This is a genomic window from Pseudomonas sp. Irchel 3A5, from assembly GCF_900187575.1.
Taxonomy (GTDB): Bacteria; Pseudomonadota; Gammaproteobacteria; order Pseudomonadales; family Pseudomonadaceae; genus Aquipseudomonas; species Aquipseudomonas folii.
Genome location: NZ_FYDU01000012.1, coordinates 25,435 through 51,276, shown reverse-complemented (window position 1 = coordinate 51,276; position 25,842 = coordinate 25,435). Strand labels below are relative to the sequence as shown.

The 25,842-nt window shown below is 59.4% G+C and carries 25 protein-coding genes; 5 read left to right on the top strand and 20 right to left on the bottom strand.

Annotated elements, in window-relative coordinates:
- The first annotated feature begins 12 nt into the window (after window positions 1-12).
- The 3 genes from CKW31_RS19670 (at window position 13) to CKW31_RS19660 (ending at window position 3,246) form a co-directional block, all read left to right on the top strand.
- Complete coding sequence (locus CKW31_RS19670) at window positions 13-933, top strand: formate/nitrite transporter family protein (protein ID WP_095098798.1); 921 nt, start codon at window positions 13-15, stop codon at window positions 931-933.
- Window positions 934-1,193: 260 nt separating this feature from the next.
- The gene (locus CKW31_RS19665) at window positions 1,194-1,877 is read left to right on the top strand and encodes a response regulator transcription factor (RefSeq protein WP_095098796.1); all 684 of its coding nucleotides are present in this window, start codon (window positions 1,194-1,196) and stop codon (window positions 1,875-1,877) included.
- Window positions 1,855-3,246, top strand: a complete 1,392-nt coding sequence (locus CKW31_RS19660) for a HAMP domain-containing sensor histidine kinase (RefSeq protein WP_095098794.1) — start codon at window positions 1,855-1,857, stop codon at window positions 3,244-3,246. The genes CKW31_RS19665 and CKW31_RS19660 overlap by 23 nt, the downstream gene beginning before the upstream one ends.
- A 306-nt stretch (window positions 3,247-3,552) precedes the next feature.
- Here CKW31_RS19660 and CKW31_RS19655 read toward each other — a convergent pair whose 3' ends face one another.
- Entirely contained in the window at window positions 3,553-4,284 is a 732-nt protein-coding gene (locus CKW31_RS19655) for a GntR family transcriptional regulator (protein WP_176469925.1), read from the bottom strand.
- Window positions 4,285-4,452: 168 nt separating this feature from the next.
- On the opposite strand from CKW31_RS19655, the gene CKW31_RS19650 reads away from it, so the two are divergent.
- Window positions 4,453-5,466 carry a DUF4917 family protein gene (locus tag CKW31_RS19650; RefSeq protein WP_371856783.1) on the top strand — a complete coding sequence of 338 codons (1,014 nt, stop codon included), beginning with the start codon at window positions 4,453-4,455 and terminating at the stop codon, window positions 5,464-5,466.
- A gap of 846 nt (window positions 5,467-6,312) precedes the next feature.
- On the opposite strand, the gene CKW31_RS19645 is transcribed toward CKW31_RS19650, so the two are convergent.
- From CKW31_RS19645 to CKW31_RS19615, 7 genes are all read right to left on the bottom strand, one after another.
- Window positions 6,313-7,602 carry an MSMEG_0569 family flavin-dependent oxidoreductase gene (locus tag CKW31_RS19645; protein ID WP_095098789.1) on the bottom strand — a complete coding sequence of 430 codons (1,290 nt, stop codon included), beginning with the start codon at window positions 7,600-7,602 and terminating at the stop codon, window positions 6,313-6,315.
- A gap of 257 nt (window positions 7,603-7,859) precedes the next feature.
- A complete protein-coding gene (locus tag CKW31_RS19640; RefSeq protein ID WP_095098787.1) occupies window positions 7,860-8,180 on the bottom strand; it encodes an MSMEG_0570 family nitrogen starvation response protein in 321 nt (106 codons plus the stop codon).
- 1 nt (window position 8,181) lies between these two features.
- Window positions 8,182-9,210: a sll0787 family AIR synthase-like protein gene (locus CKW31_RS19635; protein ID WP_095098785.1), complete on the bottom strand. Its 1,029-nt coding sequence runs from the start codon at window positions 9,208-9,210 to the stop codon at window positions 8,182-8,184.
- Window positions 9,203-9,763 carry an MSMEG_0567/Sll0786 family nitrogen starvation N-acetyltransferase gene (locus tag CKW31_RS19630; protein ID WP_095098783.1) on the bottom strand — a complete coding sequence of 187 codons (561 nt, stop codon included), beginning with the start codon at window positions 9,761-9,763 and terminating at the stop codon, window positions 9,203-9,205. Before CKW31_RS19630 ends, CKW31_RS19635 begins: the two co-directional genes overlap by 8 nt.
- A gap of 26 nt (window positions 9,764-9,789) precedes the next feature.
- Window positions 9,790-10,872 carry an MSMEG_0568 family radical SAM protein gene (locus tag CKW31_RS19625; protein WP_095098780.1) on the bottom strand — a complete coding sequence of 361 codons (1,083 nt, stop codon included), beginning with the start codon at window positions 10,870-10,872 and terminating at the stop codon, window positions 9,790-9,792.
- On the bottom strand, window positions 10,859-11,827 hold the full coding sequence (locus tag CKW31_RS19620; protein ID WP_095098778.1) for a Nit6803 family nitrilase: 969 nt from the start codon (window positions 11,825-11,827) through the stop codon (window positions 10,859-10,861). Before CKW31_RS19620 ends, CKW31_RS19625 begins: the two co-directional genes overlap by 14 nt.
- Before the next feature lie 195 nt (window positions 11,828-12,022).
- The gene (locus CKW31_RS19615) at window positions 12,023-12,505 is read right to left on the bottom strand and encodes an MSMEG_0572/Sll0783 family nitrogen starvation response protein (RefSeq protein WP_087263801.1); all 483 of its coding nucleotides are present in this window, start codon (window positions 12,503-12,505) and stop codon (window positions 12,023-12,025) included.
- Between the two features lie 239 nt (window positions 12,506-12,744).
- On the opposite strand from CKW31_RS19615, the gene CKW31_RS19610 reads away from it, so the two are divergent.
- The gene (locus CKW31_RS19610) at window positions 12,745-14,643 is read left to right on the top strand and encodes a sigma 54-interacting transcriptional regulator (RefSeq protein WP_095098776.1); all 1,899 of its coding nucleotides are present in this window, start codon (window positions 12,745-12,747) and stop codon (window positions 14,641-14,643) included.
- 258 nt (window positions 14,644-14,901) lie between these two features.
- Here the strand turns inward: CKW31_RS19610 and CKW31_RS19605 are convergent, their stop codons facing one another.
- From CKW31_RS19605 to gspE, 12 genes are read right to left on the bottom strand one after another with little or no spacing between them, the layout of a single operon-like run.
- Window positions 14,902-15,630 (bottom strand): alpha/beta hydrolase, encoded by a 729-nt coding sequence (locus CKW31_RS19605; protein WP_095098774.1) that lies wholly within the window; start codon window positions 15,628-15,630, stop codon window positions 14,902-14,904.
- A gap of 60 nt (window positions 15,631-15,690) precedes the next feature.
- Window positions 15,691-18,030: a type II secretion system secretin GspD gene (gene gspD / locus CKW31_RS19600; RefSeq protein ID WP_176469924.1), complete on the bottom strand. Its 2,340-nt coding sequence runs from the start codon at window positions 18,028-18,030 to the stop codon at window positions 15,691-15,693.
- On the bottom strand, window positions 18,031-18,555 hold the full coding sequence (locus CKW31_RS19595; RefSeq protein WP_095098769.1) for a general secretion pathway protein GspN: 525 nt from the start codon (window positions 18,553-18,555) through the stop codon (window positions 18,031-18,033). It lies immediately after the preceding gene.
- Window positions 18,552-19,205 (bottom strand): type II secretion system protein GspM, encoded by a 654-nt coding sequence (gene gspM / locus CKW31_RS19590; RefSeq protein WP_095098767.1) that lies wholly within the window; start codon window positions 19,203-19,205, stop codon window positions 18,552-18,554. Before gspM ends, CKW31_RS19595 begins: the two co-directional genes overlap by 4 nt.
- On the bottom strand, window positions 19,180-20,253 hold the full coding sequence (locus CKW31_RS19585; protein WP_095098765.1) for a PilN domain-containing protein: 1,074 nt from the start codon (window positions 20,251-20,253) through the stop codon (window positions 19,180-19,182). The genes gspM and CKW31_RS19585 overlap by 26 nt, the downstream gene beginning before the upstream one ends.
- Window positions 20,250-20,984: a type II secretion system protein GspK gene (locus CKW31_RS19580; RefSeq protein WP_095098762.1), complete on the bottom strand. Its 735-nt coding sequence runs from the start codon at window positions 20,982-20,984 to the stop codon at window positions 20,250-20,252. The genes CKW31_RS19585 and CKW31_RS19580 overlap by 4 nt, the downstream gene beginning before the upstream one ends.
- A complete protein-coding gene (locus CKW31_RS19575; RefSeq protein ID WP_095098760.1) occupies window positions 20,981-21,601 on the bottom strand; it encodes a prepilin-type N-terminal cleavage/methylation domain-containing protein in 621 nt (206 codons plus the stop codon). Before CKW31_RS19575 ends, CKW31_RS19580 begins: the two co-directional genes overlap by 4 nt.
- Window positions 21,598-21,975 (bottom strand): type II secretion system protein, encoded by a 378-nt coding sequence (locus tag CKW31_RS19570; protein ID WP_095098758.1) that lies wholly within the window; start codon window positions 21,973-21,975, stop codon window positions 21,598-21,600. Before CKW31_RS19570 ends, CKW31_RS19575 begins: the two co-directional genes overlap by 4 nt.
- On the bottom strand, window positions 21,972-22,409 hold the full coding sequence (locus tag CKW31_RS19565) for a GspH/FimT family pseudopilin (RefSeq protein WP_080238180.1): 438 nt from the start codon (window positions 22,407-22,409) through the stop codon (window positions 21,972-21,974). Before CKW31_RS19565 ends, CKW31_RS19570 begins: the two co-directional genes overlap by 4 nt.
- Window positions 22,410-22,418: 9 nt before the next feature.
- Window positions 22,419-22,850, bottom strand: a complete 432-nt coding sequence (gene gspG / locus CKW31_RS19560; RefSeq protein WP_095098755.1) for a type II secretion system major pseudopilin GspG — start codon at window positions 22,848-22,850, stop codon at window positions 22,419-22,421.
- Between the two features lie 25 nt (window positions 22,851-22,875).
- On the bottom strand, window positions 22,876-24,078 hold the full coding sequence (gene gspF / locus CKW31_RS19555; RefSeq protein ID WP_095098752.1) for a type II secretion system inner membrane protein GspF: 1,203 nt from the start codon (window positions 24,076-24,078) through the stop codon (window positions 22,876-22,878).
- Window positions 24,075-25,811, bottom strand: coding sequence for a type II secretion system ATPase GspE (gene gspE / locus CKW31_RS19550; RefSeq protein ID WP_176469923.1), 1,737 nt, complete (start codon window positions 25,809-25,811; stop codon window positions 24,075-24,077). Before gspE ends, gspF begins: the two co-directional genes overlap by 4 nt.
- Window positions 25,812-25,842 lie beyond the last annotated feature (31 nt).

The following is a 25,842-nucleotide window of genomic DNA, read 5'->3' as shown; positions in this document are numbered from 1 at the left end:
TAAGGATGTTGTATGGAAGACAAAACAGAAGGCAGAACCCCCGGGTTATCCGCAGAAGAAGAACGCGAAGTCGACGAGAACCAGCCGCCCCGTGCGGCGGTGCTCCACGAGACCATTCGCATTCAGGGCGATCATGAGCTGGAGCGAAGTGTTGCGGCACTCTGGTGGTCGGCGCTGGCTGCGGGCTTGACCATGGGCCTGTCGTTGATGGCCATGGGATTATTCAAGTCGCGCTTGCCGGATATCGAATCCAGCCATGTCATCGCCAGCCTCGGTTATTCCGCCGGTTTTCTCGCGGTGATCCTCGCTCGTCAGCAACTGTTCACCGAAAACACCCTGACGGCGGTGCTGCCGGTCATGAGCAAGCCGACCTTGAGCAACCTCGGCCGGTTGTTCAGGTTGTGGGGTGTAGTCCTCTTCGGCAACCTGTGCGGCACGTTGCTGGTGGCTTATGTGATGTTGAATTTGCCGATTTTCGATAGCCAGACCGACAAGGCATTTCTGGAAATCGGCCGCAAGGTGATGGAAAACGACGTCATTCACATGTTTTCCAAAGGCATCGTGTCCGGCTGGATGATCGCCACCATGGTGTGGATGATCGCTTCCATGGAAGCCGCGAAGATCTGGATCATCGTGCTGATCACTTATCTCATGGCCCTCGGTGATTTCACCCACATCGTGGTGGGCTCGGCCGAAGCATCATATCTGGTGTTTGCCGGCGAGTTGTCCTGGAGTGATTTCTGGTTGGTTTTCGCGGCGCCAACGCTCGCCGGTAACATCATTGGCGGCAGCTTCATCTTCGCCATTCTCAGCCATGCGCAGATCCGCAGCGAAAAAGACACCACTGCCAAGCTGGAGCGGGACCGGTTGAAACGAATTGAAGAAAAGAAGCGACTGAAAGAAGAAGAGCAGGCTGCTGCTACCTCCAAGTAATCTGAACAGGAATGCTGCCCCTGTACTGGAATGCTATCTCCTGTGGGAGCGGTGCTTGCCCGCGATACATGAGACGCGATTAAGAGACATACCGCGTTATCGTTTATCGCGGGCAAGCACCGCTCCCACACAAGCCTTGCTCCAACTGGAGATCACATTCAAGTTGAAAACCTGTACCAGATGAAAATTCTTTCAGAAAATGTTCAGGTCACATCAGCGAGAATAGGTTTTTTGGCTGTAACCCCCTTCAGGCAGGCAAGATGACCCGAATTCTGACCATTGAAGACGATGCCGTGACCGCCCAGGAAATCGTTGCGGAGTTGAGCAACCATGGCCTTGAGGTGGACTGGGTCGATAACGGCCGCGAAGGCCTTGCCCGCGCGGTAAGCGGCGATTACGACCTGATCACCCTCGACCGCATGCTGCCCGAAGTAGACGGTCTGGCCATCGTCACCACCTTGCGTGCGCAAGGCATCTTTACCCCGATTCTGATGATCAGCGCCCTTTCCGATGTTGATGAACGGGTGCGCGGCCTGCGTGCCGGTGGCGATGATTACCTGGCCAAGCCTTTTGCGTCTGACGAAATGGCAGCGCGGGTTGAAGTCTTGCTGCGCCGACGCAACCCGGTGGCCGCTGCCGAAACCGTTCTGCGGGTCGCCGATCTGGAACTGAATCTGATCAAGCGCGAAGCCAGCCGCGGTCAACATCCGCTGAGCCTGCTACCCACCGAGTACAAACTGCTGGAATTCCTGATGCGCAACAGCGGGCAGATCATCACCCGCATGATGATTTTCGAGGAAGTCTGGGGTTATCACTTCGATCCCGGCACCAACCTGATCGACGTACACATTGGTCGTTTGCGGAAAAAAATCGATCCTCCCGGCATGACTCCACTGATTCGGACCGTGCGAGGCTCGGGTTATGTCATTGCTGAACCCGTCTAAGGGCTGGCGTTCCTCCACCAGTCGTTTACTGGCGCTGTACAGTTTTCTGTTCGTGGCCTGGAGCTGCACGCTGATCGGCGTGGTGTACTGGGAAGTCAGCAGCTACCTGGAAAACCTTGCTCGCCACTCCCTCATGCAACGCCAGCAACTGTTTGCCCGCTTTGAAGGTGAGCAGTTGATCGAGGCGCTGACCTCCAGCATGACCTTCGACATGCGCGCCGTAGACGCCTATGGTCTGTTCGATGCGGAACTGCGCCCGCTCAATGGCCCGATAACAACCGTACCTCCGAGCCTGCCGCTGGACGGCAAGATTCATCAGTTGAGCAACTGCGTCGACTCAGAAGATCCGCACATGCCGCAGGATACCTGTGACGCGGTCGCCAGCCAGACCCGCGACGGTCACTGGCTGGTCCTGGTACGCGATAACGGTTCACTGTTTGCTGTGACCACCCTGATCTTGCGCGCCCTACTTTGGGGACTGTCACTGACGATTATTCCCGGCATCGCTGGTTGGCATTTGTTGAGTCGCCGACCGCTGCAACGCATTCGCGGCATTCAGGCCAGCGCCGAGGCAATCGTTGCAGGCGATCTGGGTCGGCGTCTTCCAGTGTCGGCGCGCCGCGATGAGCTGGACATGCTGGCGGTCATCGTCAACGCCATGCTGGATCGCATCGAGAAGCTGATGAATGAAGTCAAAGGCGTCTGCGACAGCATCGCCCATGACCTGCGCACGCCTCTGACTCGCTTGCGGGCGCAACTCTATCGCATCCAGCAGCAATCACCGGAGGACTCCCTGGTTGCAACGCAAATGGATCAGGTCATTGCCGAGGCAGACACGTTGATGGCGCGCTTTCGCGGCTTGCTGCGCATCTCGGAAATCGAGGATCACCAGCGTCGCTCCGCGTTTGTCGAACTCGACCCTGGCGAACTGCTGCAAGAGGTCCATGATTTTTACCTGCCGCTGGCCGAAGAAGGTGGCGTCAGCCTGTACCTGCGCGTGGAAGATCCGTTGCCACCGCTACTGGGTGACCGCGCTCTGCTCTTCGAAGCGTTGGCCAACCTGCTCAGCAACTCGATCAAATTCACCCCGGCCGGCGGCAGCGTGATCCTCAGTGCCAGAGCGGATGGCGACATTACCTGCCTGGAAGTCCAGGACTCAGGCCCCGGCATTCCTGAAGCCGAACGCCAGGCGGTGTTCCAGCGTTTTTATCGCAGCGAAGGCAGCACCCAGAAACACGGCTTCGGCCTGGGGCTGTCCATCGTTGCGGCGATCGTCAATCTGCATGGTTTCACCCTGCACATCGGGACCAGCCCGTTGGGTGGTGCGAGGTTGAGCCTGGAGTGTCGGCAGACGGTGGCGTTGGTGTGACCGCGCGCGATAACAACAGTTAAATTGGAACTGTAGAATTGAGCTTGCTCGCGATAACGGTAGACCTGTTGAGAATTACCGTCTGACCTGACGCCATCGCGAGCAAGCTCACTCCTATAGGTCCCCTGTTTGCTGCGCGAAAGCGTGGTGTCAGGGACACCGGGGCGATTCCTACAGGTAAACGGCATTTCAAATCAGATAATGAATATGGACCCTGTAGGAGCGCACGAGCACCGCGATGCCGCGATGGCGGTGTGTCAAGCAGGACGCTATCGCGTACATTCCGGAAAAGCTGCGGACAAACCGTCAGCGGATTTCCACGCTGTAACGGAAATGGCTGGCGTGCCCGCGCGAACGACGCCACTCCAGCGGTTCACCGGCGTAGTTGCGCGCCAGACGTTCAATCACCACCACCGGACTGTTGACGGGAATCTGCAACAGGCGCGCATGCACTTCACTGACCGCCTCGGCTGTAAGGGTCTCTTCGGCATAAGCGACCACCTGGCCGCACAGCGCTTCGTAGATCGGATACAGCAACGGCCCCTGGCGCTGCAGATCGTTGTCCAGCAATGCCTGAAACTGAACACGGGGCAGCCAGATCTCTTCCGCCAGCATGGGCTGCGTTTCAAGCAAGCGCAGTCGCACCATGCGGATCACGGGGGAGTCGGGAACCAGACCCAGGGCCTGGCTGACCGCTGACGGCGCGGTCATTGGCTCAATGGACAGGATTCGGCTTTCCGGAACCTGGCGGGCGCCAGCAGCGGACTGAAAACGAAAGAAGCGGAACAATGAGGATTCAAATTGCGGGCGGCGAATAAACGTCCCGCGGCCCTGCTGACGCTCAAGAATATTGTCGGCAACCAGCATGTCGATGGCTTTACGCACCGTGCCGGTGGACAGGCAATACTCGCTGGACAGCGCCGCCTCGGTGGGAATCGCCTCGCCCGGACGCCAACGATTGCTGGCAATCTGCTCGGCCAACTGGTCGCGCAGGCGTTGATAAAGAGGTAAACGCTCATCGCTGGATAATTTGTTCATATTGGTATTTATCTAGTCATCTACATGAATATGAGGCGAAGTATTGTCTCGATAGTCGGGACCGTCAAGGCAACCAGGCGACATTTCTTCGCTACGTTCTATAAGATGATCGGCGTTTAGCCCTGTCGCTCAGCCAAAGGGTGATCTTTGAATGTGTAGTGAAGCGAGATGATGCAATTGACGAAAATGGATGCCGGACTGGCTGACTGGAACGACCTGCGAAACGCCCGTGACGAAAGCTGGGGGCTGTTGATGGGTAACGGTGCGAGTCTTGCGGTCTGGAAGAACTTCGCTTACGACTCGCTGTTCGACCTGTCCCAGACCACTCGCAGCAACCCCATGAGCCGCACCGAACTGGCGGTGTTCAACGCCTTGGAAACTCAAAACTTCGAGCCGGTGCTGGCCGCGCTGAAATCAGCGATGCGGGTCAATGCTGCGCTGACCATCAGCTCGTCCTCGCCGCGCAACCGCTACTTCGCCATCAAGGAAGCGCTGATCCACGCCATCCGTTCGGTGCATATTCCGTGGAAGCTGATCGAGGCCAATACCCTCGCCCGGCTGAACAGCGAGTTGCAACGCTACGCGACCGTGTATTCAAGCAACTATGACTTGCTGGCCTTTTGGGCGGTGATGCACGCGCCGGAGCCGTTCGACGACCTGTTCAACGACGAGGCGACGTTCAATCTGCACACAGCCCGAACCAGCTCTGAGGCGACCCGCATCCTGTATTTACACGGCGGCATGCACTTGGTGAAAAACCTCGATGGCACGGTGCGCAAGCTTTTGTCATCGGAAAGTTCGCTGCTGGGCAGCTTCGCTATCAATGCCCTGGACGACGTGCCGCTGTTCATCAGCGAAGGCACCAGCGCCGAAAAGATGAAGCTCATCCGAACGTCGGATTACCTGTCGTTCTGCCATGGGCAACTGGCGCAACACGGCGATGCGCTGTGTATTTTCGGCCATGCACTGGGCAAACAGGACGCGCATATCATGGCCGCGATCCGTCAGGCCAGGCCGAAGCGGATCGCGATATCGGTCCTGCCGCGCAGTGATGCGTTTATCGAGTTTCAGAAGCAGCATTACATCGGGTTGTTGGGTGATCTGGATGCCGAGTTGAGTTTTTTCGATGCAAAAACTCATCCGCTGGGCAGTCCGGAGCTGCTGGTTTCCAAAGCGGCGTAGTATCGCTTGTCCACTGACCTTCTAGTGGCCAAAGCCACTCTTACGGGAATGCGCTCCCATCAAACAGACCGGAGCCTCTTCGGCCCGGGTAGGAGCGAACTTGTTCGCGAGGCGGCGTGCCTAGAGAACCGCGTCAAACCCTCTCGCCAACAAGTTGCCTCCTACCTTCGAACGCGACTAGCCTGGGCGTCTACGGTCGGGGTAGGAGCGAACTTGTTCGCGAGGGCGGCATGCCTGGAAAATCGCGTCAAACCTCTCGCCAACAAGTTGCCTACTACCTTCGAACGCGGCAAACCTGAGCGTCTACGGTCGGGGTAGGAGCGAACTTGTTCGCGAGGGCGGCATGCCTGGAGAACCGCGTCAAACCTCTCGCCAACAAGTTGCCTACTACCTTCGAACGCGGCAAACCTGAGCGTCTACGGTCGGGGTAGGAGCGAACTTGTTCGCGAGGGCGGCTTGCCTGGAAAACCGCGTCAGCCCTCTCGTCAACAAGTTGCCTCCTACCTTCGAACGCGGCAAACCTGGGCCTCCGCGGTGCAGGGGTAGGAGCGAACTTGTTCGCGAGGGCGGCATGCCTGGAGAACCGCGTCAGCCCTCTCGCCAACAAGTTGCCTCCTACCTTCGAACGCGGCAAACCTGAGCGTCTACGGTCGGGGTAGGAGCGAACTTGTTCGCGAGGGCGGCATGCCTGGAAAATCGCGTCAGCCCTCTCGCCAACAAGTTGCCTCCTACCTTCGAACGCGGCAAACCTGGGCCTCCGCGGTGCAGACCTTCTCGCCAACAATTGCGCTCCTACCGGTCAGTATTTGCTGCGCGACAGCGCTGTTTCAGGGACACGGGGGCAGCCTACCCCGCCCCCACTCGCCGCACCGGCGCCAACGCTTGAGCGATATGCGCCACCAGATATTCCGCATCCCGCGCCACACCTGAAAATCTGCCGGAACCCCAGGTGTACAGCCACGGCAAGCCAAGGAAGTACAAGCCAGGCTGTGCGGTGATACCCCGTTTGTGTCCAGGATGGCCGCGACCATTGAACACCGGTGCTTCGACCCACGTGAAATCGGGCGTAAACCCGATACACCAAACGATACTGGTGATGCCCGCCGCGTTCAGATCCAGTTCGGTCCGCTCCTGTTCCGGCGTCCATTGCGGCGAATAGACCTCACCGACCGGGGCATCGATGCCGTGCTCCAGAATGTATTTATCGATAGAGCCATTGATCCGGTTATAGACCGCATCAGCGCTGTCGAGACTGTGTTTGAGGTTGTTGGCAAATGTCAGCGTGTTGTCCTGCAGGCTTTGCAGACGTCCGAACAGCTCCATCCCTTCAGCCGCGAAACGACGCAGGTCGATATCGCGACCACCATCACGACCGGTGACGTAGTGATTAGTGTTGTCGCGCACGCCTTCACGCAGCGGATGCGTGTCGACGCCGATGTCGTAGTAGCCCATCTCGGCCAGCCAGTCGACCACGTCCTTGCCGCGATAGAAACGTGCGCAACGGGGAGCATCGCCTACCGCCAGATAGACTTTGCGCCCGGCCAGATGCAGATCTTCGGCAATCTGCGCCCCACTCTGCCCGGAGCCCACCACCAAGACATTGCCTTCGGGCAGCGACTCGGCGTTGCGGTATTGCTCGGAGTGAATCTGGACGATGTGCGCGGATACACGCTCGGCCAGACGCGGGATGATCGGCGTGTGATAACCGCCCGAGGCGACGATTACCTGATCAGCCGTGAACTCGCCTTTGGAGGTATGCACCTCAAAACCGCCAGCGGCCCTTGGCACTACACGCTGGACCACCACGCCTTCTAGCGCAGGCGCATTCACCGACGCGACAAAGCCCGCCAGATACTCGTTGATTTGATCCTTGGTCATGAAGCCATGGGGATCTTTACCCTGATGCTCCACGCCGTAGCGATACCCTGGCAAAGCGCACTGCCAGTTGGGCGTCACCAGACTGAAAGCATCCCAGCGCTGAGTGCGCCAGGTATGGGTCAGGCTGTGCTTTTCCACTACCAGGTGATCGATGCCGTGGGCCTGTAAATAATGGCTGGCAGACAAACCAGCCTGACCGCCACCGACGATGATTACGCTGTGATGGGGTGGTTTGATTGAGGTGAGGGGGTTGGTCATGGGGGCTCCGGGATTTTTAATTGAAATGAGTCCGTTGTGGGAGCCGGGCTTGCCCGCGATAAGGCTGGACGCGGTTTAACATCGAATCGTGTCCTTTCTTATCGCGGGCAAGCCCGGCTCCCACACGACCGTTGGGCATTTGAAAGCTCCGGTGAGTCACGGATTGCACGTTCTGTAGGAGCTGCCGAAGGCTGCGAAAGCGGTGTGTCGGGTATAACGCTATCGCAGCCTTCGGCAGCTCCTACAGGTCACTTGTTTCAGAAAGAACTCCATCCCGAGCCAGGCACCCGCCCGCCGCCTTCAGTGCGCATACTGATCACCTGCACCGCGCCGTCTTCCTGACGCATGGCCTGGCCCTTCAGGGAGTTGAGGGTGTCCATCGCCGAGCTGCAGTAGAAGCCTTTGACCTGCCTGACCCGCTCCGAGGCCTTGTTAAGTCCGCCTTCGATACGCTGAAGAAAGTCCGCCAGCGGATAACTGGCGCCTTCCTGCAAGTGGTCGTAGATCACCGTCGAAGGTGAATAGCCGGAGGCTTCTTTGCCGTTGGGCCAGCGAATGGTGAAATTGACAGCGGGCATGTCAGTGCTCCTGTTGGGTATTCAATGCGGACAGATCAAGGTGGGCGTAACTGAAGCCGGTGAAGGCCTGTTCGGCGAGATTCCAGAATGACGCGTGTTGCAAACCCGTCTGCACAGTCAGCTCAGGGCTGGCGTTGACCTGACCGATGCGTTCGCAGCACAGCCCTTCAAACGCAAAGGCAGCCTGCACACTGGGCCAGTCCTTTTCATTCAGAGTCATGAGGAAACCGTAGCTGGGGAAGACTTGCAGCCAGCGCTGTGGATCAGCATCCGGCGGGCATGGCAGCGCATTCAAATCCACATGCCCGCCACAACCGGTGGCCTCCAGCAGCATCAGCAGGCTGCCCAATACCCCGGCGTTGCTGATGTCCTTGGCGGCATGCAGCAACTGCGCTTCGGCCAGACGCGGCAACACCTCCAGCTTGCTGCGCAGCCGTGAAGCCGGGACACCCTCGAAGGCCTTCCAATAGGCTGTGTCCGCGTGCCACTGGCCTTCGAGGTCAACCGCCATGGCAATCACCTGCCCCGGCGCGACATGCAGGCTGGACAACAATTTGCTGGCGATCCCGGTAATCGCCACAGCCAACGCCGTCGGGTTGCCGTTGGCCAGGCTGGTATGCCCGCCCGCCAGCACCAAACCGTAGGCTTCACACGCGGCGCGAATCCCGGCCAACACCTGCTGCGCAGCGTCCTGATCATGGTGCCAATACGCATTGACCACTGCGGTAGCCCGACCGCCCATGGCGGTGATATCGCTGACGTTAGCCATTACTGCCGACCAGCCCGCGAACCACGGGGCGGCGCTGACAAATCCGGGCAACATGCCTTCAATCGCCAACAGCTGATAATGCTCGCCGCAGGCAATGGCTGCCGTGTCGTCACCGGGCAAGGCGTACATCTCGGCACGACTCAATACCTTGTCCGCGTTGCCGATGACCGCTGCGGGCTGCTGAATCGCCTGTTTGGAGAGCATCGCCGGGGTGTTGCGCAACAGTTCGAGCAGCGCTGGCAGATCGTCGATCTCACGCATGGCGAGCAGCCTTCAACGTGCGCAGAGATACCTGACGCGGCATGAAGGGGTAGCGCGTCAGATCGGCCTGCATGAGGCAATGAGGTTGCCCGAGCAACTCAAGATGATTCAGGGTCTCCCAGTGCAGCGTCTGGAAATACAGCTCGTTAGCCGTTTGTACGGTGGCGTGAAAGATTTCGCAGCCCAGCTCCTTGGCCCGCGACACCGCTTCATTGACCAGGGCCTTGCCGATCATGCTGTGGCGTCGATAGGCCGGCGCAACGCACAAACGTCCGCCAAACCACACGCCAGGTTCGGGCTGGTAAATCCGTACCGCGCCGACCACCTGATCGGCCATGCCGCAACTGCCGGCCAACGCGACAATCGCAATCGCCTGAAAGTCGTGACCGTCCTTGTCTTGCGCCAACAGTTGTTGCTCATCGGAGAACACCGCACGGCGCAGTGCGTAATACGCCTGTTTCTCCCAATGTTCCGTGGCTGGTTTAACCAACAGCTCACCGGCACGAAAAGGCTCGAACGTGCTGTCGACAAGAGCAAAGGCAAGGCTGGACATGAGCGCTTCTCCCTGGGTAAACCGGCTTACTCGTAGTTCTTCAGTGCCGAGCACGCGCCGCACTTGGCGCAACCGGCGTTGATCTGTTCGGAATGCAAACCGTGACGACGCAGGCTGGCGCCGATCTGCGGGTACAAGCGGGCCATCATGGCGCTGTCGGGTTTGGGATGACGGGCCAGTGGCGTGCCGTCTATGGGTACAAAAGGCACAACGAACGGGTACACGCCCAATTCGCACAAACGCTCGCTCATCTCGGTGATCGCCGCTTCGCTGTCGCCCAGTCCGGCAAGGATGTATGTGCTGACCTGACCGCGACCGAACACCTCGACCGCCGCGCTGAAGGCTTCGAAATAACGCGTGAGGGGCACTTCGGCCTTGCCGGGCATGATCCGCTGACGAACCTCGTCAGTGACTGCTTCCAGGTGCATGCCTAAGGACGCGACTCCACTGTCGCGCAGTCGCATGAACCAGGCGTCTTCGTCCGGCGGCTCGCATTGCGCCTGAATCGGCAGATCGACTGCTGCCGTCACTGCAGCGGCGGACTCACACAGAATCGCTGCGCCGCGATCAGGCGTTTGTGGCGTACCGGTGGTCATCACCATGTGTTTGACGCCATCCAGCTCAACCGCCGCCTTGGCAACCGCCGCCAGTTGTTGCGGACGTTTGCGGGCAATGGTTTTACCTGCTGCCAGGGATTGGCCGATGGCGCAGAACTGGCAAGAAGTGCCGCGATCATTGAAACGAATGCAATGCTGCAGAACGGTCGTTGCGAGCACATCGCTGCTGTGCAAAGTGGCGATTTTCCAGTACGGAATGCCGTCATCGGTGCTCAACCCGTAAAACTTCGGCACGCCCGGCATCTGTACCTGACCGACCTGCAGACCCTGACGAAAAATCAGCGCCTGGCTGCCATCTTCACTGGGTTGCGCCTGATACGGAGAATCCTGAGAGGCCTGATTGAGGATCGGCACCATCATGGTCCTGCTGCCGAAACTCAGCGCCTTGTGGTCCGACGGCCCTGCTCCGCCCTGCCGCGACAGACCGTTCTGCGCAGCGGGCCAGCGCACCCCGTGACATTGCAGCTCGGCCAGCAATTCATTGGTCTGCATGGGCAAGCTCCTCGGTTTTCAACTGCGCTGCGCGTTCGTGCACATGAGCGGTGGGCGTGCGGTCAATCAGCAGGCTGAGCAGCTCCGGCCGGCTGTAATGCCCCACCGAATCCATCATGCGTTTACGCTTGTCGATCAAGGCAAAGTCCAGATCGGCAATCACCCAGCCTTCCTCCGAACGCAGCGGCTCGCCGAGCAATTTGCCTTCCGGCGAGACAATGGCCGTGAAGCAGCCGCCGGAAATCGGCGCCAGAGCGCAGCCGGTGTCCTGCATGATTTGCCCTTGCTGATCGGCGTCCAGCCAGGCTGTGGCGTTGACCACGAAGCAACCTGATTCAAGGGCGTGATGGCGAATGGTGACTTCAATCTGTTCGGCAAAAATGTCCCCGACCAACGAGCCGGGAAACATCGCCACATGAATCTGCTCGCCATCGGCCATCAGCGCGTAGCGGGCCAGCGGGTTGTAATGCTCCCAGCAGGCCAGCGAGCCGATGCGTCCGACGGCGCTGTCCACGGCGCGCAACCCGGACCCATCGCCCTGCCCCCAGACCATGCGCTCGTGGTACGTCGGGGTGATTTTGCGCCGGTGCTGAATCAGCGTGCCGTCTGCATCGAATAACAACTGCGCGTTGTAGAGCGTACCGCCATCGCGCTCATTGACGCCGATAGACGCGACGATTCCAGCCTCACGACAAGCCTCACCGATCTGTCGGGTCACGTCGGAAGGCACCGTTACGGATTGCTCAAGGAGTTTCAGGTGTTCCTTGCCCATGGCGAACGGCGGCTGGACAAAGGAGAAATAGGGGTAATACGGCACCACGGTTTCCGGAAAAACCGCGAACTGCACGCCCTCGCGCCCCAGCGCCAGCAAGGTCGTGCAGAGCTTGGCGACAGTGGCTTCCCGGGAATACAGCACCGGGCTGAACTGAACGGCGGCGGCGCGGATGGTGGTCATGGTGGAGGTCCTGAAAATTTGGGAGGCTTTCATCAACAACACACAAAAATCTGATTTGAAATGAGATACCAATGTGGGAGCGAGGCTTGCCCGCGATAAACGATAACGCGGTGTGTCTTCTAGCCGCGTCTCATGTATCGCGGGCAAGCACCGCTCCCACAAAGAATGCATTCCATGCAGGCACCGCTTGTTCTGTTACGCGGTCCAGGTATCGATAATCATCGCGCCCTCGCGGCGCATCAGCAGGCGCAGGTCCATGACGTCCAGCGGATTGATGGGACGGATACCTTCGATCAGGGCTTTTTCGGTCTGGCCGTACAGAGCCTGCAAGGCGAAACGGCAGGCGTAGACTTCGCCGCCTTCCGCCATGAACGCCTTGATCTGGTTGTTCACTGCCAAATGGCCTGGGAAGGCTTCTGCGCCCAAGGTCGGGAAGCCGCGCTGCACACCCAGTTGCACGCCTGGCCCGTACAACAGGATTTTGGTCTCGAAGCCTTTGCGCAGCAGACGCTTGGCCTGGAGCATGTTGACCAGCCCGATAGAACCTTCGAAAGCGATGGTGTGAAACGTGAGCAGGGCTTTTTCGCCGGGTTCGGCTTTGACGTCCTCGAAGACTTTTTCTTCGTAATTGACCAGGAAGTCGCCGTCTTGATAGTGAGCAATGTCCACGCTTGGCATATCGTCGTTCTCCAGTAAGTCATGTTTTTATCAGCGGCTTGCAACCGCCGGGGTGACACAAGGGAGAGAGCGAACGCCGTGCCAAAAATAAAATTGCTATGCGTATGTGGGCTAAGTCACTGATTAATTAGCCTATTTAAATCTGATCCGTTTTTTACGGATCTATCTGAGCCTATCGCCGGATCACGCATTCCCGTAGAAATACGAATCTTCGTAGCGCTGAATCACGAGACTTCGTAATGAGCGAGCCAGATTCACTGACCGGCTGGGCCGACCTGGCCTATTCCTCGCGGCACATGGTGTTCGAGCACTGCGCCGAGGCCATCGCCCTGCTAGACCCTGTGGCAGATCGCTTCGGCGACCTGAATGTAGCGACCTGCAAGTTGCTCGGCTATCCACGTCAGGAACTGCTGGAACTGCCGGTCAGCAAGTTGTTCGGTCATCAACTGGCCGACCTGATCGTCTTTACCCAAGCGGTGATGAATAAAGGCCGTGGCTGGACTGAAGACCTGAGCTGCAATTGCAAGACCGGCGAGCGCATAGAGCTGGAATTGTCGGCGACCATCCTGCAGGTCAAAGGCAACCCGCAACTGATTCTGGTGATGCGTGAAGCCAGCCATGAAAAGTACCAGCGTGATCAGGCCCACACCGAGCGCACCATGCGCGGCGGCCTGCTGGAATGGCGCAATATTCTCAACCTGTTCCAGGAAACCGAACGCGATAACCAGTTGCTGCTCAGCGCCGTGGGTGACGGTATCTACAGCATCAATACCGACGGCCTGGCGACTTTCGTCAACCCGGCTGGCGCGCGCATGCTGGGTTGGGAGCCAGCCGACATGATCGGCAAGAACATCCACCGCATCCACCATCACACCCACGCCGACGGCAGCCATTACCCGGTGGAAGACTGCCCGATTTATAAAGCGGTACGCGATGGTGTGGTTCATGAGGGTCGGCAGGAGGTCTTCTGGCGTCGGGATGGCAGCTCGTTCCCGGTTGAGTTCACCAGCACGCCGGTGATTGCCGATGGTCGAATTGCCGGTGCGGTGGTGGTATTCCGCGACATCACCGAGCGGCGGACTACGGAGAACCAACTGCACAACGCGCTCGAAGAACTCAAGGTGCTCAAGCAGCGCCTTGAAGAGCAAAACGCGTATCTGCAGGAAGAGATTCACATCGAACACAACTTTCGGGAAATCGTCGGCCAGAGCGAGCCGATCCTGAAGATCATCAAACAGATCGACGTCGTGGCGCCGACCGACGCCAGCGTGTTGATCAATGGCGAATCCGGCACCGGCAAAGAGTTGATTGCCCGGGCGATCCATCAAGCCAGTCGACGCAGCGCCAACCCGCTGATCAGGGTCAACTGCGCGGCGATTCCCACCGAGTTGTTTGAAAGCGAATTCTTTGGCCATATTCGCGGCGCGTTTACCGGGGCGATTCGCGACCGTGTTGGACGCTTTGAACTGGCGGATGGCGGCACTCTGTTCCTTGACGAAATCGGCGAGATTCCACTGGAGTTGCAGAGCAAGCTGTTGCGGGTTTTACAGGAAGGTCAGTTCGAACGCGTGGGTGAGGAACGCACCCGTAAGGTCGACGTTCGGATCATCGCGGCCACCAATCGCGATTTGCGTCAGGAGGTGACCGCCAAGCATTTCCGCGAGGATTTGTATTTCCGTCTGAACGTTTTTCCGATCCAGTCCCCCGCCCTGCGCGAGCGGCCGATGGACATTGCGCCGCTGGCTGCGCACTTCCTCAAGCAGACCGCCAAACGCTTGAACATGCCAGGCCGACGCTTGCGCAACAGCGATATCGAACGCCTGCAGCGCTATTCATGGCCGGGTAATATTCGTGAGTTGCAGAACGTCATCGAACGCGCGCTCATTACCTCTCACGGTGCGGATTTGAATATGGACTTGCCGGATGAGCCCAACAAAATCGAAACCGCCCCTGCTCTGCTTTCCGCCACGAGCATCATGACCGACGCTCAAGTGAGAGAACTGGAACGAAGCAACATGCAGGCGGCACTCAAGGCCTGTAATGGCAAGTTGTTCGGCAAGGGAGGTGCAGCAGAGTTGTTGGGTTTGAAACCGACGACATTGGCGTCGCGGTTGAAGCGGCTGGATATTATCCTTTAGGGGTTCGAACACAGGATCTGTTCGCGAGGCAGTTTCCCGTTTATGCAAGCCCAGCGCCCCGCCAACAAGTAGGCTCTCATCAAGCAAAATAAAATTTTCTGAGTTGGCCCAAACCCTGTAGGAGCTCACCGAGGTTACGAGGCCAGCGATGGCGGTGTGTCAGATAAACCGCCTTCGCTGGCCTCGTAACCTCGGTGAGCTCCTACAGTCCAATACTTGCCTTGCAACAGCGCGGTGTCAGAGACAAAGAACAGTTTACTAACGGGTAGACGTCACAACCTTCTCCAGCCAACCCGCCAAATCCTTGACCTCAGTCTCATTCACACCATGAGGCAATCCTGTATAGGCGTGGTACTGCGGCTTGAGCCCCAACGCTTTCAGGTACGCCTCGGCATCGCTCGCGCCCTGCACCGGGATCAGTGTGTCAGCTGTGCCGTGGCCGATGAAGACTGCGAGCTTCTGCCGCGTCGGCTCAGGCTTCAGCTCGGCTTTGAGCACCGGCAGCATATGGCCACTCAATGCTGCAAAACCTCCCACCAGATCGGGATCACGCAAAGCCACTTCGTAGCTCATCATCGCGCCCTGGCTGAAGCCCACCAGAAAGACTTTTGACGGCTGGGTCTGGTATTTGCGCGTCGCCTGTTCGATGAACTGCTTCAGCAATTTCCCGCTGCTTTGAAGGTCCGACGTTACACCGTCGTAATAGGCTGAATCCTGCTTCGGGGTGAACCACTGATAGCCCTCCTCCCTTGCGTTCATCGGCGCCCGCACCGACAGGTAGTTGTAGTCACTCGGCATCAGCGAGGTGAAGCTGAGCAGGTTGGTTTCATCGCCACCGTAGCCATGTAAAAAGATGACCAGAGGCTTGTCTTTTACTTCAGTGCTGGCCTGCTCCACATAAGCCAATGGCAGATCGCGCAACAATGGCTGCGCGGCCTGAGCCAGCCCGCACATGGCGAACAACATGAAGGCGAACACTTTCAGCATTAATCAAGACCTCGGATGAGCGCTGCCTGTCTTCAGGACAGCGCTGAGTGGGACTACAGGTTAGTCGTCGATGCCGGTGTGGCTGACCCTTTCCGGACGCAGCAACTGCATTTGCTGACGGTAATCATCCGTCACCTGACGCGACTGGCTGCTGCTGGTGATCACACGGGGCGTGATCAGCACGATCAGCTCGGTGCGCGCCTTGGATTTGCTGGTTGTGCCAAACAACCAGCGCAGACCGGGAATATTGCCCAGATACGGTATCGAGCTGGTGGTCTCGGCATTGTTCTGATTGATCAGACCGCCAAGCAGCACCGTCTGGCCGCTTTGTACGGCAACCTGAGTCGAGACCGAACGGGTGGAAATGCTCGGATTGGCCTGCGTATCGGTTATAGTAGACGTGTCCGCATTACTGACCTGCTGCTGGATGTCCATGTACACCAGGCCGCCCGGATTGATCCGTGGTACCACATCCAGAATCACACCAGTCTGCACGTATTCGACGCTGCTCAGGGTGGTATCGGAGTTGGTGGTGTTGACCGTGGTCTGGCTGATCGGAATGTTATCGCCGACCTGGATCTGCGCCTGCTGGTTGTTCATCACCACCAGAGACGGCGCGGACAGCACCTGGGTGCGGCCGTTGGTTTCCAGCGCACGCAGTGCGACCTGCAGGTTGCTGCTGACGAACGAGTAGAACAGCGAGGAATCACCCACTGTCACTCCGCCGCCGCCCAATGCGCCCTGACTGCCAGCGGCATTGGCGATGTTAGTGGTGCCAGAGTTACCCGCCAGACGCCCCAGATACCATTGCACGCCAAGGTCGAGTTCGCCGGTCAGATTGACTTCGAGAATCCGCGTTTCGATCTGCACTTGCAGCGGTGCGTTATCGAGGCGCTTGATGGCCGCTTCGATTTCCTTCCATTGCGCCGGGCGGGTACGCACCAACAACTGGTTGCTGCTCTTCTGCGCAGTGATACGGGTGCTGGCATCGATGCCCTTGGGCGTGTTGCCGGTGCCGCCGCCCTGCTCCGCGCTGGTGTCGGATTCGCTGTCGAGGTTTTCTTCGCTGCTTTCGCTGTCTTGCTCTTCGTCGCCGCTGCCCATGCCCTGGTTCTGGTTATTGCCCATCCCCATGCCGCTGCTGGTACCGCCCATGCCGCCCACACCACCGAAACCGCCGGTGCTGTTGTTCATGCCATTGGAGGTGCCGCCGGAGCTTAGCGACGACAGGCTACGGGTCCTGAGTCCTGGCGCAACCTTGGCCGCCGAATCGTCCTTGATCGCGCCGTTACCGTAGATCTGGCGCAGGTATTTGGCGAGGTCGGTGGCTTTCATATTGCGCACGTCGTAGACGTACATTTGCGGCTCGTTGCCGCCGCCTTCGTCGATGGTCCGAATCCAGTCGCCGACTTCACGCAGGTACTCCGGCTGCGAAGAAATCGCCACCACGGAGTTGGTCCGCTCGATAGGCAGGAAACGCACCATGCCCGCCAACGGCATACCGCTGTCGGGGCCGAACATCTTTTGCAGTTCCGGCATCAGTTCGCCGACCGAGGCGCGCTGCAAACCAAATACACCTACTGACATGCCCTTGAGCCAGTCAACGTCGAAGGTGTCGATGGTGTCCTGGTAATTGGCCAGTTCATCCGGCGTACCCGACATGCTCAATACGTTGCGTGCCGGATCAACCAGCAGGAACGCGTTTTCACGGGCGAACGGCTTGAGCAGTTTCTGCATCTCGGTAGCGGAGATATAGCGCAGCGGGAACAGACGTGCGGACATACCCGCCGCTGGCTGGGAGACGGTCATCTCAGGCACCAGCTTGCCCGCCACGGCCTGATTGGCAGGCAGGATCACGTAGCGATCGCCCTGCTTGATCATCGCGTTGTCAGTCCAGGAGAGCAGCGTCTCGAGGATCGACAGCGCTTGCCGCTTGTTGACTGGCTTGGAGGTCGAAAAGCTCACATCACCTTTAACGCCCTGGGCAATGCTGTAGTTCTCGTGCAGCAGGTCGCCCATGATGCTGTTGATCACGGCTTCAATGGGCTGATTGGTGAAGTTGAAGACGATATCACCCACTTCGGAATCACGACCGGCAGGTGCTGAAGATGATGAAGCGGCCGTCGGCTTGCGCACGAATTGCTGGTTGCCACGGATCAACTGCCGGGTGGGCGCTGTGGCGGGTTGTGGCTGCGACGCTTCCTGCGGAACCTGCTCACTGCGCGGATCAACCGGCGGACGTTGCGAGCCGGTGCCGTTCAGGGCCTCGCGCAACATGTCGCTGTCTTGATCGTAGTTGTTGGGCGTGGAGGCACAACCGCCGAGGGCGACAGCTGTGGCCAGGCACAACATGGGAGTGCGCAAGCGAGGGAATTGACGAACGCCTGAAGAAGTAGCCATTTACTGGGTGGACTCGCGAGGAAGAGAAATCGGTGGTGTTTTGGACGGCGGCGGCAAACGCAGCGCACGTAGCGCCAGGCTTTGAGTGCGACCGTCGGAAGAAAAATCGGCTTGCATAGGGGTCAGCTTTTCCAGCTTCCAGCCATTGGGCAGTGACTCGCCCTGGTGCACTTTCAGCGGTGGTCCGTCAGTACGCTTGATCAGGGCAACCCGCAGTTCGCCGTCGATCATGATACCGGTCAACGTCAGTCCCGCGAGACTGGACGCTTGAGCTTTTCCAACCGAGCGATCCGGCGTGCGGTCGGTACTGAACAGCGGGGCTTGCCAGGTTGGCGCAAGGCTTTGCAGCGTGGCACTCGGGGCGACAAGGGCTTTTCCGGCGTTGTCATTCTGCGAGCGCGGAGCTTGTGCCGGCAACCAGTCCGGTGAGTTGGCAGCACCGCTGACAATTGCGGTAATGACCAGACCGAGAACGGCCGCCAGACCGAGCAAGCCCCATTCGGTGGAGCGCAATGAACCGATCATTGGGCATCCTCCTCGGTTTCAGGCGCTTCTTGAGTTTCGGACGCCTCTTCAACTTCAACGCCTGCCGGTTGCAGATAACCACGGACCAGCAGATGCGCGACCAGCTTGCCAGCCCCGCCTTTGCTCGGCGCATCAGCGCCACGGCGCACGCTCATTTCATCGACGAACAGAAACGGTCGCTGGTATTCCAGCTCATGGAGAATTGCGGTCAAGGGCTCGATGGCGCATTCCAGCGTCAGGCTGACTTTGACCTGGCGATATGGCTCGGCGCTGTCCTGTTCCGGCGTGATCGGCATGCGCTGGGTCAAGGCACAGCCGCCACCGGTGGTCGCTTGAGTGTTGATCAAGTCCGCGATGCGCTGCATCAAATCGGCAGCCACGGCGCTGGGATCATCGCCGGGCAACAGGCTGGTACTACTGGCAGGGTCGTTGCGGGCCTGTTCCAGTTGTTTTTTCAGCGTGTTGCCCTGGCTAAGCAAGCCCGCGTAGCGCTGTTGCTGTTCACGTAACTGGTCAGCCTGAGCATCGATTTCACGCAGCGGCCCGGCGAACCAACTGTCGATCAGCAGCCAATAGGCGAAGCACAGCACCAGCGCCAGTACGATCAGCGCAGCACCGCGACGTTCACGGCTGGTCAGTGGTCGGCGCATTTGCGGCCTCCTGATGCAAATGGGCGCGCAGCGAGAAACGATCCTTGCCGGTTTGTGGGTCAGGCTGGATAACACCCTGGAATTGAGCGTTGTCCAGGCTGTGGCAATCTTTCACCCGGGCAATCAGGGCGCTGGCCTTGGCGCTTTGCCCGGAAAACGAAACTTCGGCGCTGTCATTGATTTCCAGTTGGTCTATCCAGGTGTCGCGCGGCAGGCAAGCCGTCAGTTCGTTGAGCAGCGAGGCAAACGTTGGCTGCGCGGCTTTGCGCTGGATCAGGTAACTGGCGGCACCGCGGGTATTGGTCAGTTGCTGGCGGATTTTCTGGATCTGCGCGACCTGGGCTCTTTGCGCCTGGACGGTACTTTGCATTTCTTCCAGCAATTGCTGGCGACTGTCGAGCCAGAGAAACATGGCGACGATCAACAGGCCGCCGCACAGCCAGAGGAGTTTACGTTGCAGGCCCAGACCGTTGCGCTTCTGTCGCGGACGCAACGGAGCGGGCAGCAGGTCAACCCCCAGACGAGACGCATGATCGCTGCCCACATCCACCGCGTGCGGCTGCAAACCGAGGGTAGCGCACTCATTGAGAATCGCATCCAGCCGCTCACGCAGAATGGCCACCAGCGTGACCTGAATAAAGGCGCCGCTACGCTTGTCCTGCCGGGCGACAAAATACAACTGCGAAGCGTCGTACGGCGTAAATCTATCCAGCTCGTAACCGACTACGGTGTTCAGGTCCCGGGCCGCGGCCAGAGGCAGTTGCAGGCTTTGCACAAGCACCATGGACGGCGGCAGCAGCAAAACCTGTTGTACGTTTGCAGGCAGAACCGGCAACGGTTCCACCAATGGCCAGACATGCAGGTGCTCCGGCGTGTCGTGAATCAACAGCCGCTGCAGTTTCTCAGGCATGCAGGCCCGCAGTTCCGCCAGCCACAATTGCCAGCCGCGTTGCAGCAGGCTGCCGCGCCACTGTTGGGCGATACGCTCGGCGAGGGCCAGTAAGGGCGCAGGCAAGGTCATCTGCCGCGCTGAAAATAGTCGATTCATTCTTGCCAACGCAGGACCCGATAAGGCTGTGCGCTTCCCTCCGATGGGCTCAATAAAACAGTGGTCTGTAGCTCGGCATGGAAACCGCCGGGGCGTTGCGCGTAACTTTCTATCATCAATACTTCACCCGGATCGCTACCCACCGCGCTCTGGTTTGGCAGGTTCAAGGCCCGCCGCAACAACGGCGATGCAAAGGCCGGTTCAGGTCGGTCCAGCCCGCTCCACAAGGTCACTTCCGGCAGCATCTGGCGGTACAACGCCTGAGTCATGCCTGGTAATTGCCTGACTTCTTCAATCACCCGCAGCGGCGGCGAACCCGAACCGCGACGGCTTTCAATTTCCTGGGCCATGGCCGCGGCCTGATCTTTCCCGGCTCCGCAGGCTTGGGCCAGACGAGCGATGTCACCCGCCACTGCGCTGTTCAAATCAAGCTTGCCGCGCTCGCTTCGCACCCGGATCCGCAACTGCGCATCATCAAAGCGCAATGCAACTTCCCGGCCATCGGCGATCCAGCGTTTACGTTCCAGCGGGTCACTCAAACCTTTGACTGCCATGGCCAGACCGGCCTCTGCTGCCAAATGCGCCTGAGTGTGTTGCCGAGCCCACAATGCCTGGCGACTTTCCAGTTGCACCCAACTGGCCAGACTGCCGAGCAACAGGCTGAGCAGCGCCAAAGCCCATAACACCAGCAGCAGTGCGACACCGCGCTGCTTATCGGGTACCGCCCTCATTGGCCGCCCGCTCCACCAGACAGATCCAGTCGCAACGCGACCACTTCGGTCAGCCATGGCACCGGGCCGTTGAGCTTCGCGTCGATTCGCACTGCTCGCGGCAAGCGCGTTGGCCAGGGCCAGTCGGCCATCCAGCCAGTGGGCTCACCTTTGGGTGTGACCCCTCGGTAGCTCAAATTCAGCGATTCAACGTTACGCGCAAGCACCTGCGGGTCGCCCCACGGCCTGGAAGTGGTGCCATCGGCGGTGCTCAGAATCTGCGCGAAAGCGACCTGCAGCTCCCGATCCTTTACCTCAAGGGTGTGCAGCTGAATCCCGCCGCCCAGCTCCCCCGGCAACGTGGCAACAAATTGCAGACGCTGGCTTGAGCCGACAAAAAAGCCGCTACTTTCGCTGTCGTCTTCCGAACTGTCCAGCGGTAAAGCCTGGCCAATGGAATCTCGCAGGAAATTCTGCGCCGCACGCATCTCGTCCAGGCTGGTGGTGTAACGCTGAGCCTTGAGCACGGCCCTGTTGGCGCCAAGCATCGCGCCGCCCACCAGGACGAGCAAAACACCCAGCAGGCTCAGCACCAACATGATTTCCAGCAGCGTGAAACCACGCTGGGCCGGTCTCAAGATCCGGCTCCGGTGACTGCGCCACGTAACCTGAGTGTGCTGAACTGTGCCCGGCGCTGGTGTTCACGCACGTCCAGGTCCAGCCGAAACATCCGCGCCTGACCGTTGCGTCCCGGCATCTGCTGTATATCCAGCTGCCAGCTTATATCGCCCGCCAGCACACCTTGCCGGGTACCGCTTTCCAGCGGTCCGGCGGCCTCCTGATCCAGAATCGTACGCGCCGCATGTGTCAGGCGATCGCTCTGCGACACTTGTTGCAAAGACCGCGCGCTCTGCCCGAATGCCACCAGCAAAACGCTGCTGCACACCGCCATCACGGTCAGCGCTGCAAGCATTTCCAGCAAGGTGAAACCACCTTGGCTGCCGCCGCTCATGGCAACGCCTTGGATTGCACGCTGCCGGTCAGCCAGCCGATGTCGATGCGCCAGCGCCGGTCACCATTAACCAGAGTCAGGTTGCCACCGGTAGAACCGCCGTCCGGGTAGAACTCGACAGTCGAGCCCATCTCCGCAGCCGTCTGCAAAGTTACCTGCAATTCCGGCGGCCAGTGATGAATACGCTGGTCAGGGGCCTGGAAGGCTTTCGACCGGAGATCAAAAACCGTCCGCGCCGGCTGCCCGGTCACAATCGCCTTGACCCGGGTCGCGCGTAACGCGTTGACCATTTGACCCACGGTCTGGCGTTCTTTCGCCGCGCTCAGGCCCTGCTGTAAACCGAACCCTACGAGGCCAATGGCGATACTCATCAACACGATGACCACCAGCATTTCCATCAGGGTAAAACCACGGCTTGCAGCACGACTGTTCATGATCGGTGATTATTCCCAGTTGCCCAGGTCGGCGCTGTAGCCTTCGCCGCCTGCCTGGCCGTCCTGGCCGAAAAAGATCAGGTCAAACGTGCCGTGCTGACCCGGGAAGCGATAGCCGAACGCGTGACCAAACGGGTCTTTGAGGTCCGATGGCTTGGCATATGGGCCAGCCCAGCCGGAAGCATTGCCGGATTTCTCCACCAATTGCTGAAGGGTTTTAGGCGGCGAACCGACGTCCAGCGCATAACTTTCGATCTTCATCGACAGGCTGGCCAACTGCGCCTTGCCCGCACCGTATTTGCCCTTATCGACGTTACCGCCGACCTGACGCACAACAATGGTCGCCACGATGCCCAGCAGTACGATAACTGCGAGCATTTCCAGCAAGGTGAAGCCGGTTTGTCTGCGGCCCGGTTTGAAGCGTTTACGGCTGAAACTCATCACAATCGTTTCCTCTTTCGAAAATTCAGATATTGCTGGTCAGGCTCATCAACGGCAGCATGATCGCGAGCATGATCACCGCCACCATCCCGGCCATGACCACGGTCAGAGCAGGTACCAGCGCCGCGAGCATCCGGTCGATGCCGCGCTTGGCCTCGATGTCGAACACATCCGCGACCTTGAGCAACATGGTGTCCAGTTCACCCGCCTGCTCGCCGACCTCAATCATTTGCAAGGCCAAATCCGGCAACAGCGGCTCGGCGCCAAAGGCACTGGCCAGGGTGCCGCCACCTTTCACCGACTCTGCGGCTTGCGCGACCTGCGCTTGCAGCGCGCGATTAGTACAGACCTGACGAGCAATGACCAGCGCTTGTAACAACGCAACGCCATTATTGAGAAGTGTGCCCAATGTTCGCGCCAGACGAGCGGCTTCGATCCGTTGCAGCAGAGGGCCGATGACGCGAACACCCAACAGACGACGATCGTGACGTTCACGTCGGGCCGGGTCCTTGCGACGCACCATCAGCAGCCAGATCAAGGCGATCAACCCGGCCAATACCGCCAGTCCGTAAGCGCTTAGAAACTCACCCAGGCCGAGGATCACTTCAGTGATCAACGGGATCGGCACCCCCAGATCCTTGAAGATCGGCACGAATTGCGGCACCACGTAGGCCAGCAGCAAAGCCAGAGAACCCAGCACGCCCACAACCAGAAACGCCGGGTAGATCAGCGCGTTGATCACTTCGCCACGCAGCAACTGACTGCGCTCCAGATAATCACTGAGCTGGCGCAACGTGCTTTCCAGCGCACCGCCTGCCTCGCCTGCGCGGACCATGCTTATATAAAGAGAAGAAAACTGCGCACCCTCCTCTTCCAGCGCTGCCGAGAGCGGCTTACCGGCCTTGACCTGTTCGCGAATGCGCTCGATCAACGCCCGGGTCTGCGGCTGGCCGGGCTGCTTGAGCAGAATCCCCAACGAGCGTTCCAGAGGCTGACCGGCACCCAGCAAGGTCGCCAGTTGCTGGGTAAAACTCACCAGCGCGGCCCCATTAAGCATGCCGCGGCCGAGAGCGTTACGCAGCCCGCCCATACCCGCAGGGTCAATCTGCAGGACCAGCAGGCCGCGCTTTTGCAGCACGGCAACGGCCGCGTCCTGATCCTTGGCATCCAGGGTGCCATTTTGCGCAACGCCCTGGCTGTCCAGGGCGCGAAATTTAAACAGGCTCAATTACCTTCCCCACGGGTCACCCGCAAGACTTCCTCAAGAGAGGTGACACCGGCCACTGCCTGACGCAGACCTTCTTCATGCAGGGTCCGTAAACCACCGCGACGGGCCGCTTGTTCCAGCGTCGACGCATCGGCATGACGCATCAACAGGCTGCGCAATTCTTCGTTCATCACCAGCAATTCAGTGATGGCACTACGGCCGCGATAGCCACCACCGGGCGCATCGGGGCGTGGACGGTACAGCATGATTGGACGCTCGTCAGTAAAACGATCAAGTCCATGCTCTTCTATTAATTCAGGCGGTGCTTCAAACGCTTCGCGGGTCGCAGGATCGAGACGACGCACCAGACGCTGGGCCAGGATGCCGTTCACGGTGGAAGCAATCAGATAACTCTCGACGCCCATGTCCAACAGACGGGTGATACTCGCCGCAGCGCTGTTGGTATGCAGGGTCGAGAGCACCAGGTGACCGGTGAGCGAGGACTGAATCGCGATGCGGCAGGTTTCCAGGTCACGCATCTCACCGATCATGATCACGTCCGGGTCCTGACGCACGATGGAGCGCAGTGCTCCGGCGAAGTCCAGACCGATAGCAGGTTTGACCTGAATCTGGTTGATGCCTTCGAGCTGGTACTCCACCGGGTCTTCAACAGTGATGATTTTGCGTTCGGCGGTGTTGAGCCGGGACAGCGCGGTATAGAGCGTGGTGGTTTTCCCGGAGCCGGTCGGACCGGTCACCAACAGGATGCCGTGAGGACGTTCCAGCACTTCCAGAAATTCGTCGAGGCGCTCGCCGTCGAAGCCCAGGCTTGGGAAGTCGAAATTGATGGTCTGCCGATCCAGCAGACGCATGACCACCGACTCACCAAAACTGGTGGGAACCGTGGACACCCGCAAGTCGAGCTCTTTGCCTTGAATACGCAGCATGATCCGCCCGTCCTGAGGCAGACGACGCTCGGCAATATCAAGCCGGGCCATGATCTTCACCCGGGAGATCACCGCTGCCGATGAACTGGACGGCGGCGCTTCGGCCTCGTGCAGGACACCGTCAATGCGGTAGCGAACTTTGAGCTGGCTTTCAAACGGTTCGATATGGATGTCGGAGGCGCGATGTTCGACGGCACGTTGCAGGATCAGGTTGACCAGACGAATCACCGGCGCCTCGGACGCCATGTCTTTCAGGTGCTCGATGTCTTCCAGCGAGCCGCCCTCTTCGTCGAGGTTCTCGATCAGCGTGCCCATGGCTGAGCGACCTTGACCGTAATAACGCTCGATGAGGGTTTCGACTTCGTTGCGCGGGCCAACCGACAGCCAGACCGGCACATCGCACGCGTACGCGACGGCCTGAAACGGATACAGCAGGTGCGGATTGGCTGCCAGCACGCGCAAGCCACCATCGCTCCAGCCCAGCGGCACGATCTGGTAGTGACGCATGAAGCGCTCGGTCAACGGCGGCAACGGGTCCAGCAACGGTGGCGCGGACTCGGCCAGCACCAGCGGCGCACCCAGAAGAGCAGCCCAGGCACGGGCCAATTCAAATTCGGAGACCAGACCCAATCGGGTCAGCAGGCCCAGCAGCTCGGCGGCTTCAGATTCTTGAGCCGATTCCTGAGCCAGACGCCGGGCACGTTCCAGATCAACGGTCTTAAGACCGGCATTTTCCATCAGCCAGGCGCAAACCTGCTCGGCATCGGGGATCACTAATCGGGAGGTATCGACGGGGGCGGACAACATAGGTGCGGGCATCTGTACAGATCGAAGGGGC

What these genes read in the sequence shown, in the direction of transcription:
- CKW31_RS19670 (WP_095098798.1), top strand. Translation starts at nt 13, where the DNA reads ATGGAAGACAAAACAGAAGGCAGAACCCCCGGGTTATCCGCAGAAGAA.
- CKW31_RS19665 (WP_095098796.1), top strand. Translation starts at nt 1,194, where the DNA reads ATGACCCGAATTCTGACCATTGAAGACGATGCCGTGACCGCCCAGGAA.
- CKW31_RS19660 (WP_095098794.1), top strand. Translation starts at nt 1,855, where the DNA reads ATGTCATTGCTGAACCCGTCTAAGGGCTGGCGTTCCTCCACCAGTCGT.
- CKW31_RS19655 (WP_176469925.1), bottom strand. Translation starts at nt 4,284, where the DNA reads ATGAACAAATTATCCAGCGATGAGCGTTTACCTCTTTATCAACGCCTG.
- CKW31_RS19650 (WP_371856783.1), top strand. Translation starts at nt 4,453, where the DNA reads ATGATGCAATTGACGAAAATGGATGCCGGACTGGCTGACTGGAACGAC.
- CKW31_RS19645 (WP_095098789.1), bottom strand. Translation starts at nt 7,602, where the DNA reads ATGACCAACCCCCTCACCTCAATCAAACCACCCCATCACAGCGTAATC.
- CKW31_RS19640 (WP_095098787.1), bottom strand. Translation starts at nt 8,180, where the DNA reads ATGCCCGCTGTCAATTTCACCATTCGCTGGCCCAACGGCAAAGAAGCC.
- CKW31_RS19635 (WP_095098785.1), bottom strand. Translation starts at nt 9,210, where the DNA reads ATGCGTGAGATCGACGATCTGCCAGCGCTGCTCGAACTGTTGCGCAAC.
- CKW31_RS19630 (WP_095098783.1), bottom strand. Translation starts at nt 9,763, where the DNA reads ATGTCCAGCCTTGCCTTTGCTCTTGTCGACAGCACGTTCGAGCCTTTT.
- CKW31_RS19625 (WP_095098780.1), bottom strand. Translation starts at nt 10,872, where the DNA reads ATGCAGACCAATGAATTGCTGGCCGAGCTGCAATGTCACGGGGTGCGC.
- CKW31_RS19620 (WP_095098778.1), bottom strand. Translation starts at nt 11,827, where the DNA reads ATGACCACCATCCGCGCCGCCGCCGTTCAGTTCAGCCCGGTGCTGTAT.
- CKW31_RS19615 (WP_087263801.1), bottom strand. Translation starts at nt 12,505, where the DNA reads ATGCCAAGCGTGGACATTGCTCACTATCAAGACGGCGACTTCCTGGTC.
- CKW31_RS19610 (WP_095098776.1), top strand. Translation starts at nt 12,745, where the DNA reads ATGAGCGAGCCAGATTCACTGACCGGCTGGGCCGACCTGGCCTATTCC.
- CKW31_RS19605 (WP_095098774.1), bottom strand. Translation starts at nt 15,630, where the DNA reads ATGCTGAAAGTGTTCGCCTTCATGTTGTTCGCCATGTGCGGGCTGGCT.
- gspD (WP_176469924.1), bottom strand. Translation starts at nt 18,030, where the DNA reads ATGGCTACTTCTTCAGGCGTTCGTCAATTCCCTCGCTTGCGCACTCCC.
- CKW31_RS19595 (WP_095098769.1), bottom strand. Translation starts at nt 18,555, where the DNA reads ATGATCGGTTCATTGCGCTCCACCGAATGGGGCTTGCTCGGTCTGGCG.
- gspM (WP_095098767.1), bottom strand. Translation starts at nt 19,205, where the DNA reads ATGCGCCGACCACTGACCAGCCGTGAACGTCGCGGTGCTGCGCTGATC.
- CKW31_RS19585 (WP_095098765.1), bottom strand. Translation starts at nt 20,253, where the DNA reads ATGAATCGACTATTTTCAGCGCGGCAGATGACCTTGCCTGCGCCCTTA.
- CKW31_RS19580 (WP_095098762.1), bottom strand. Translation starts at nt 20,984, where the DNA reads ATGAGGGCGGTACCCGATAAGCAGCGCGGTGTCGCACTGCTGCTGGTG.
- CKW31_RS19570 (WP_095098758.1), bottom strand. Translation starts at nt 21,975, where the DNA reads ATGAGCGGCGGCAGCCAAGGTGGTTTCACCTTGCTGGAAATGCTTGCA.
- CKW31_RS19565 (WP_080238180.1), bottom strand. Translation starts at nt 22,409, where the DNA reads ATGAACAGTCGTGCTGCAAGCCGTGGTTTTACCCTGATGGAAATGCTG.
- gspG (WP_095098755.1), bottom strand. Translation starts at nt 22,850, where the DNA reads ATGAGTTTCAGCCGTAAACGCTTCAAACCGGGCCGCAGACAAACCGGC.
- gspE (WP_176469923.1), bottom strand. Translation starts at nt 25,811, where the DNA reads ATGTTGTCCGCCCCCGTCGATACCTCCCGATTAGTGATCCCCGATGCC.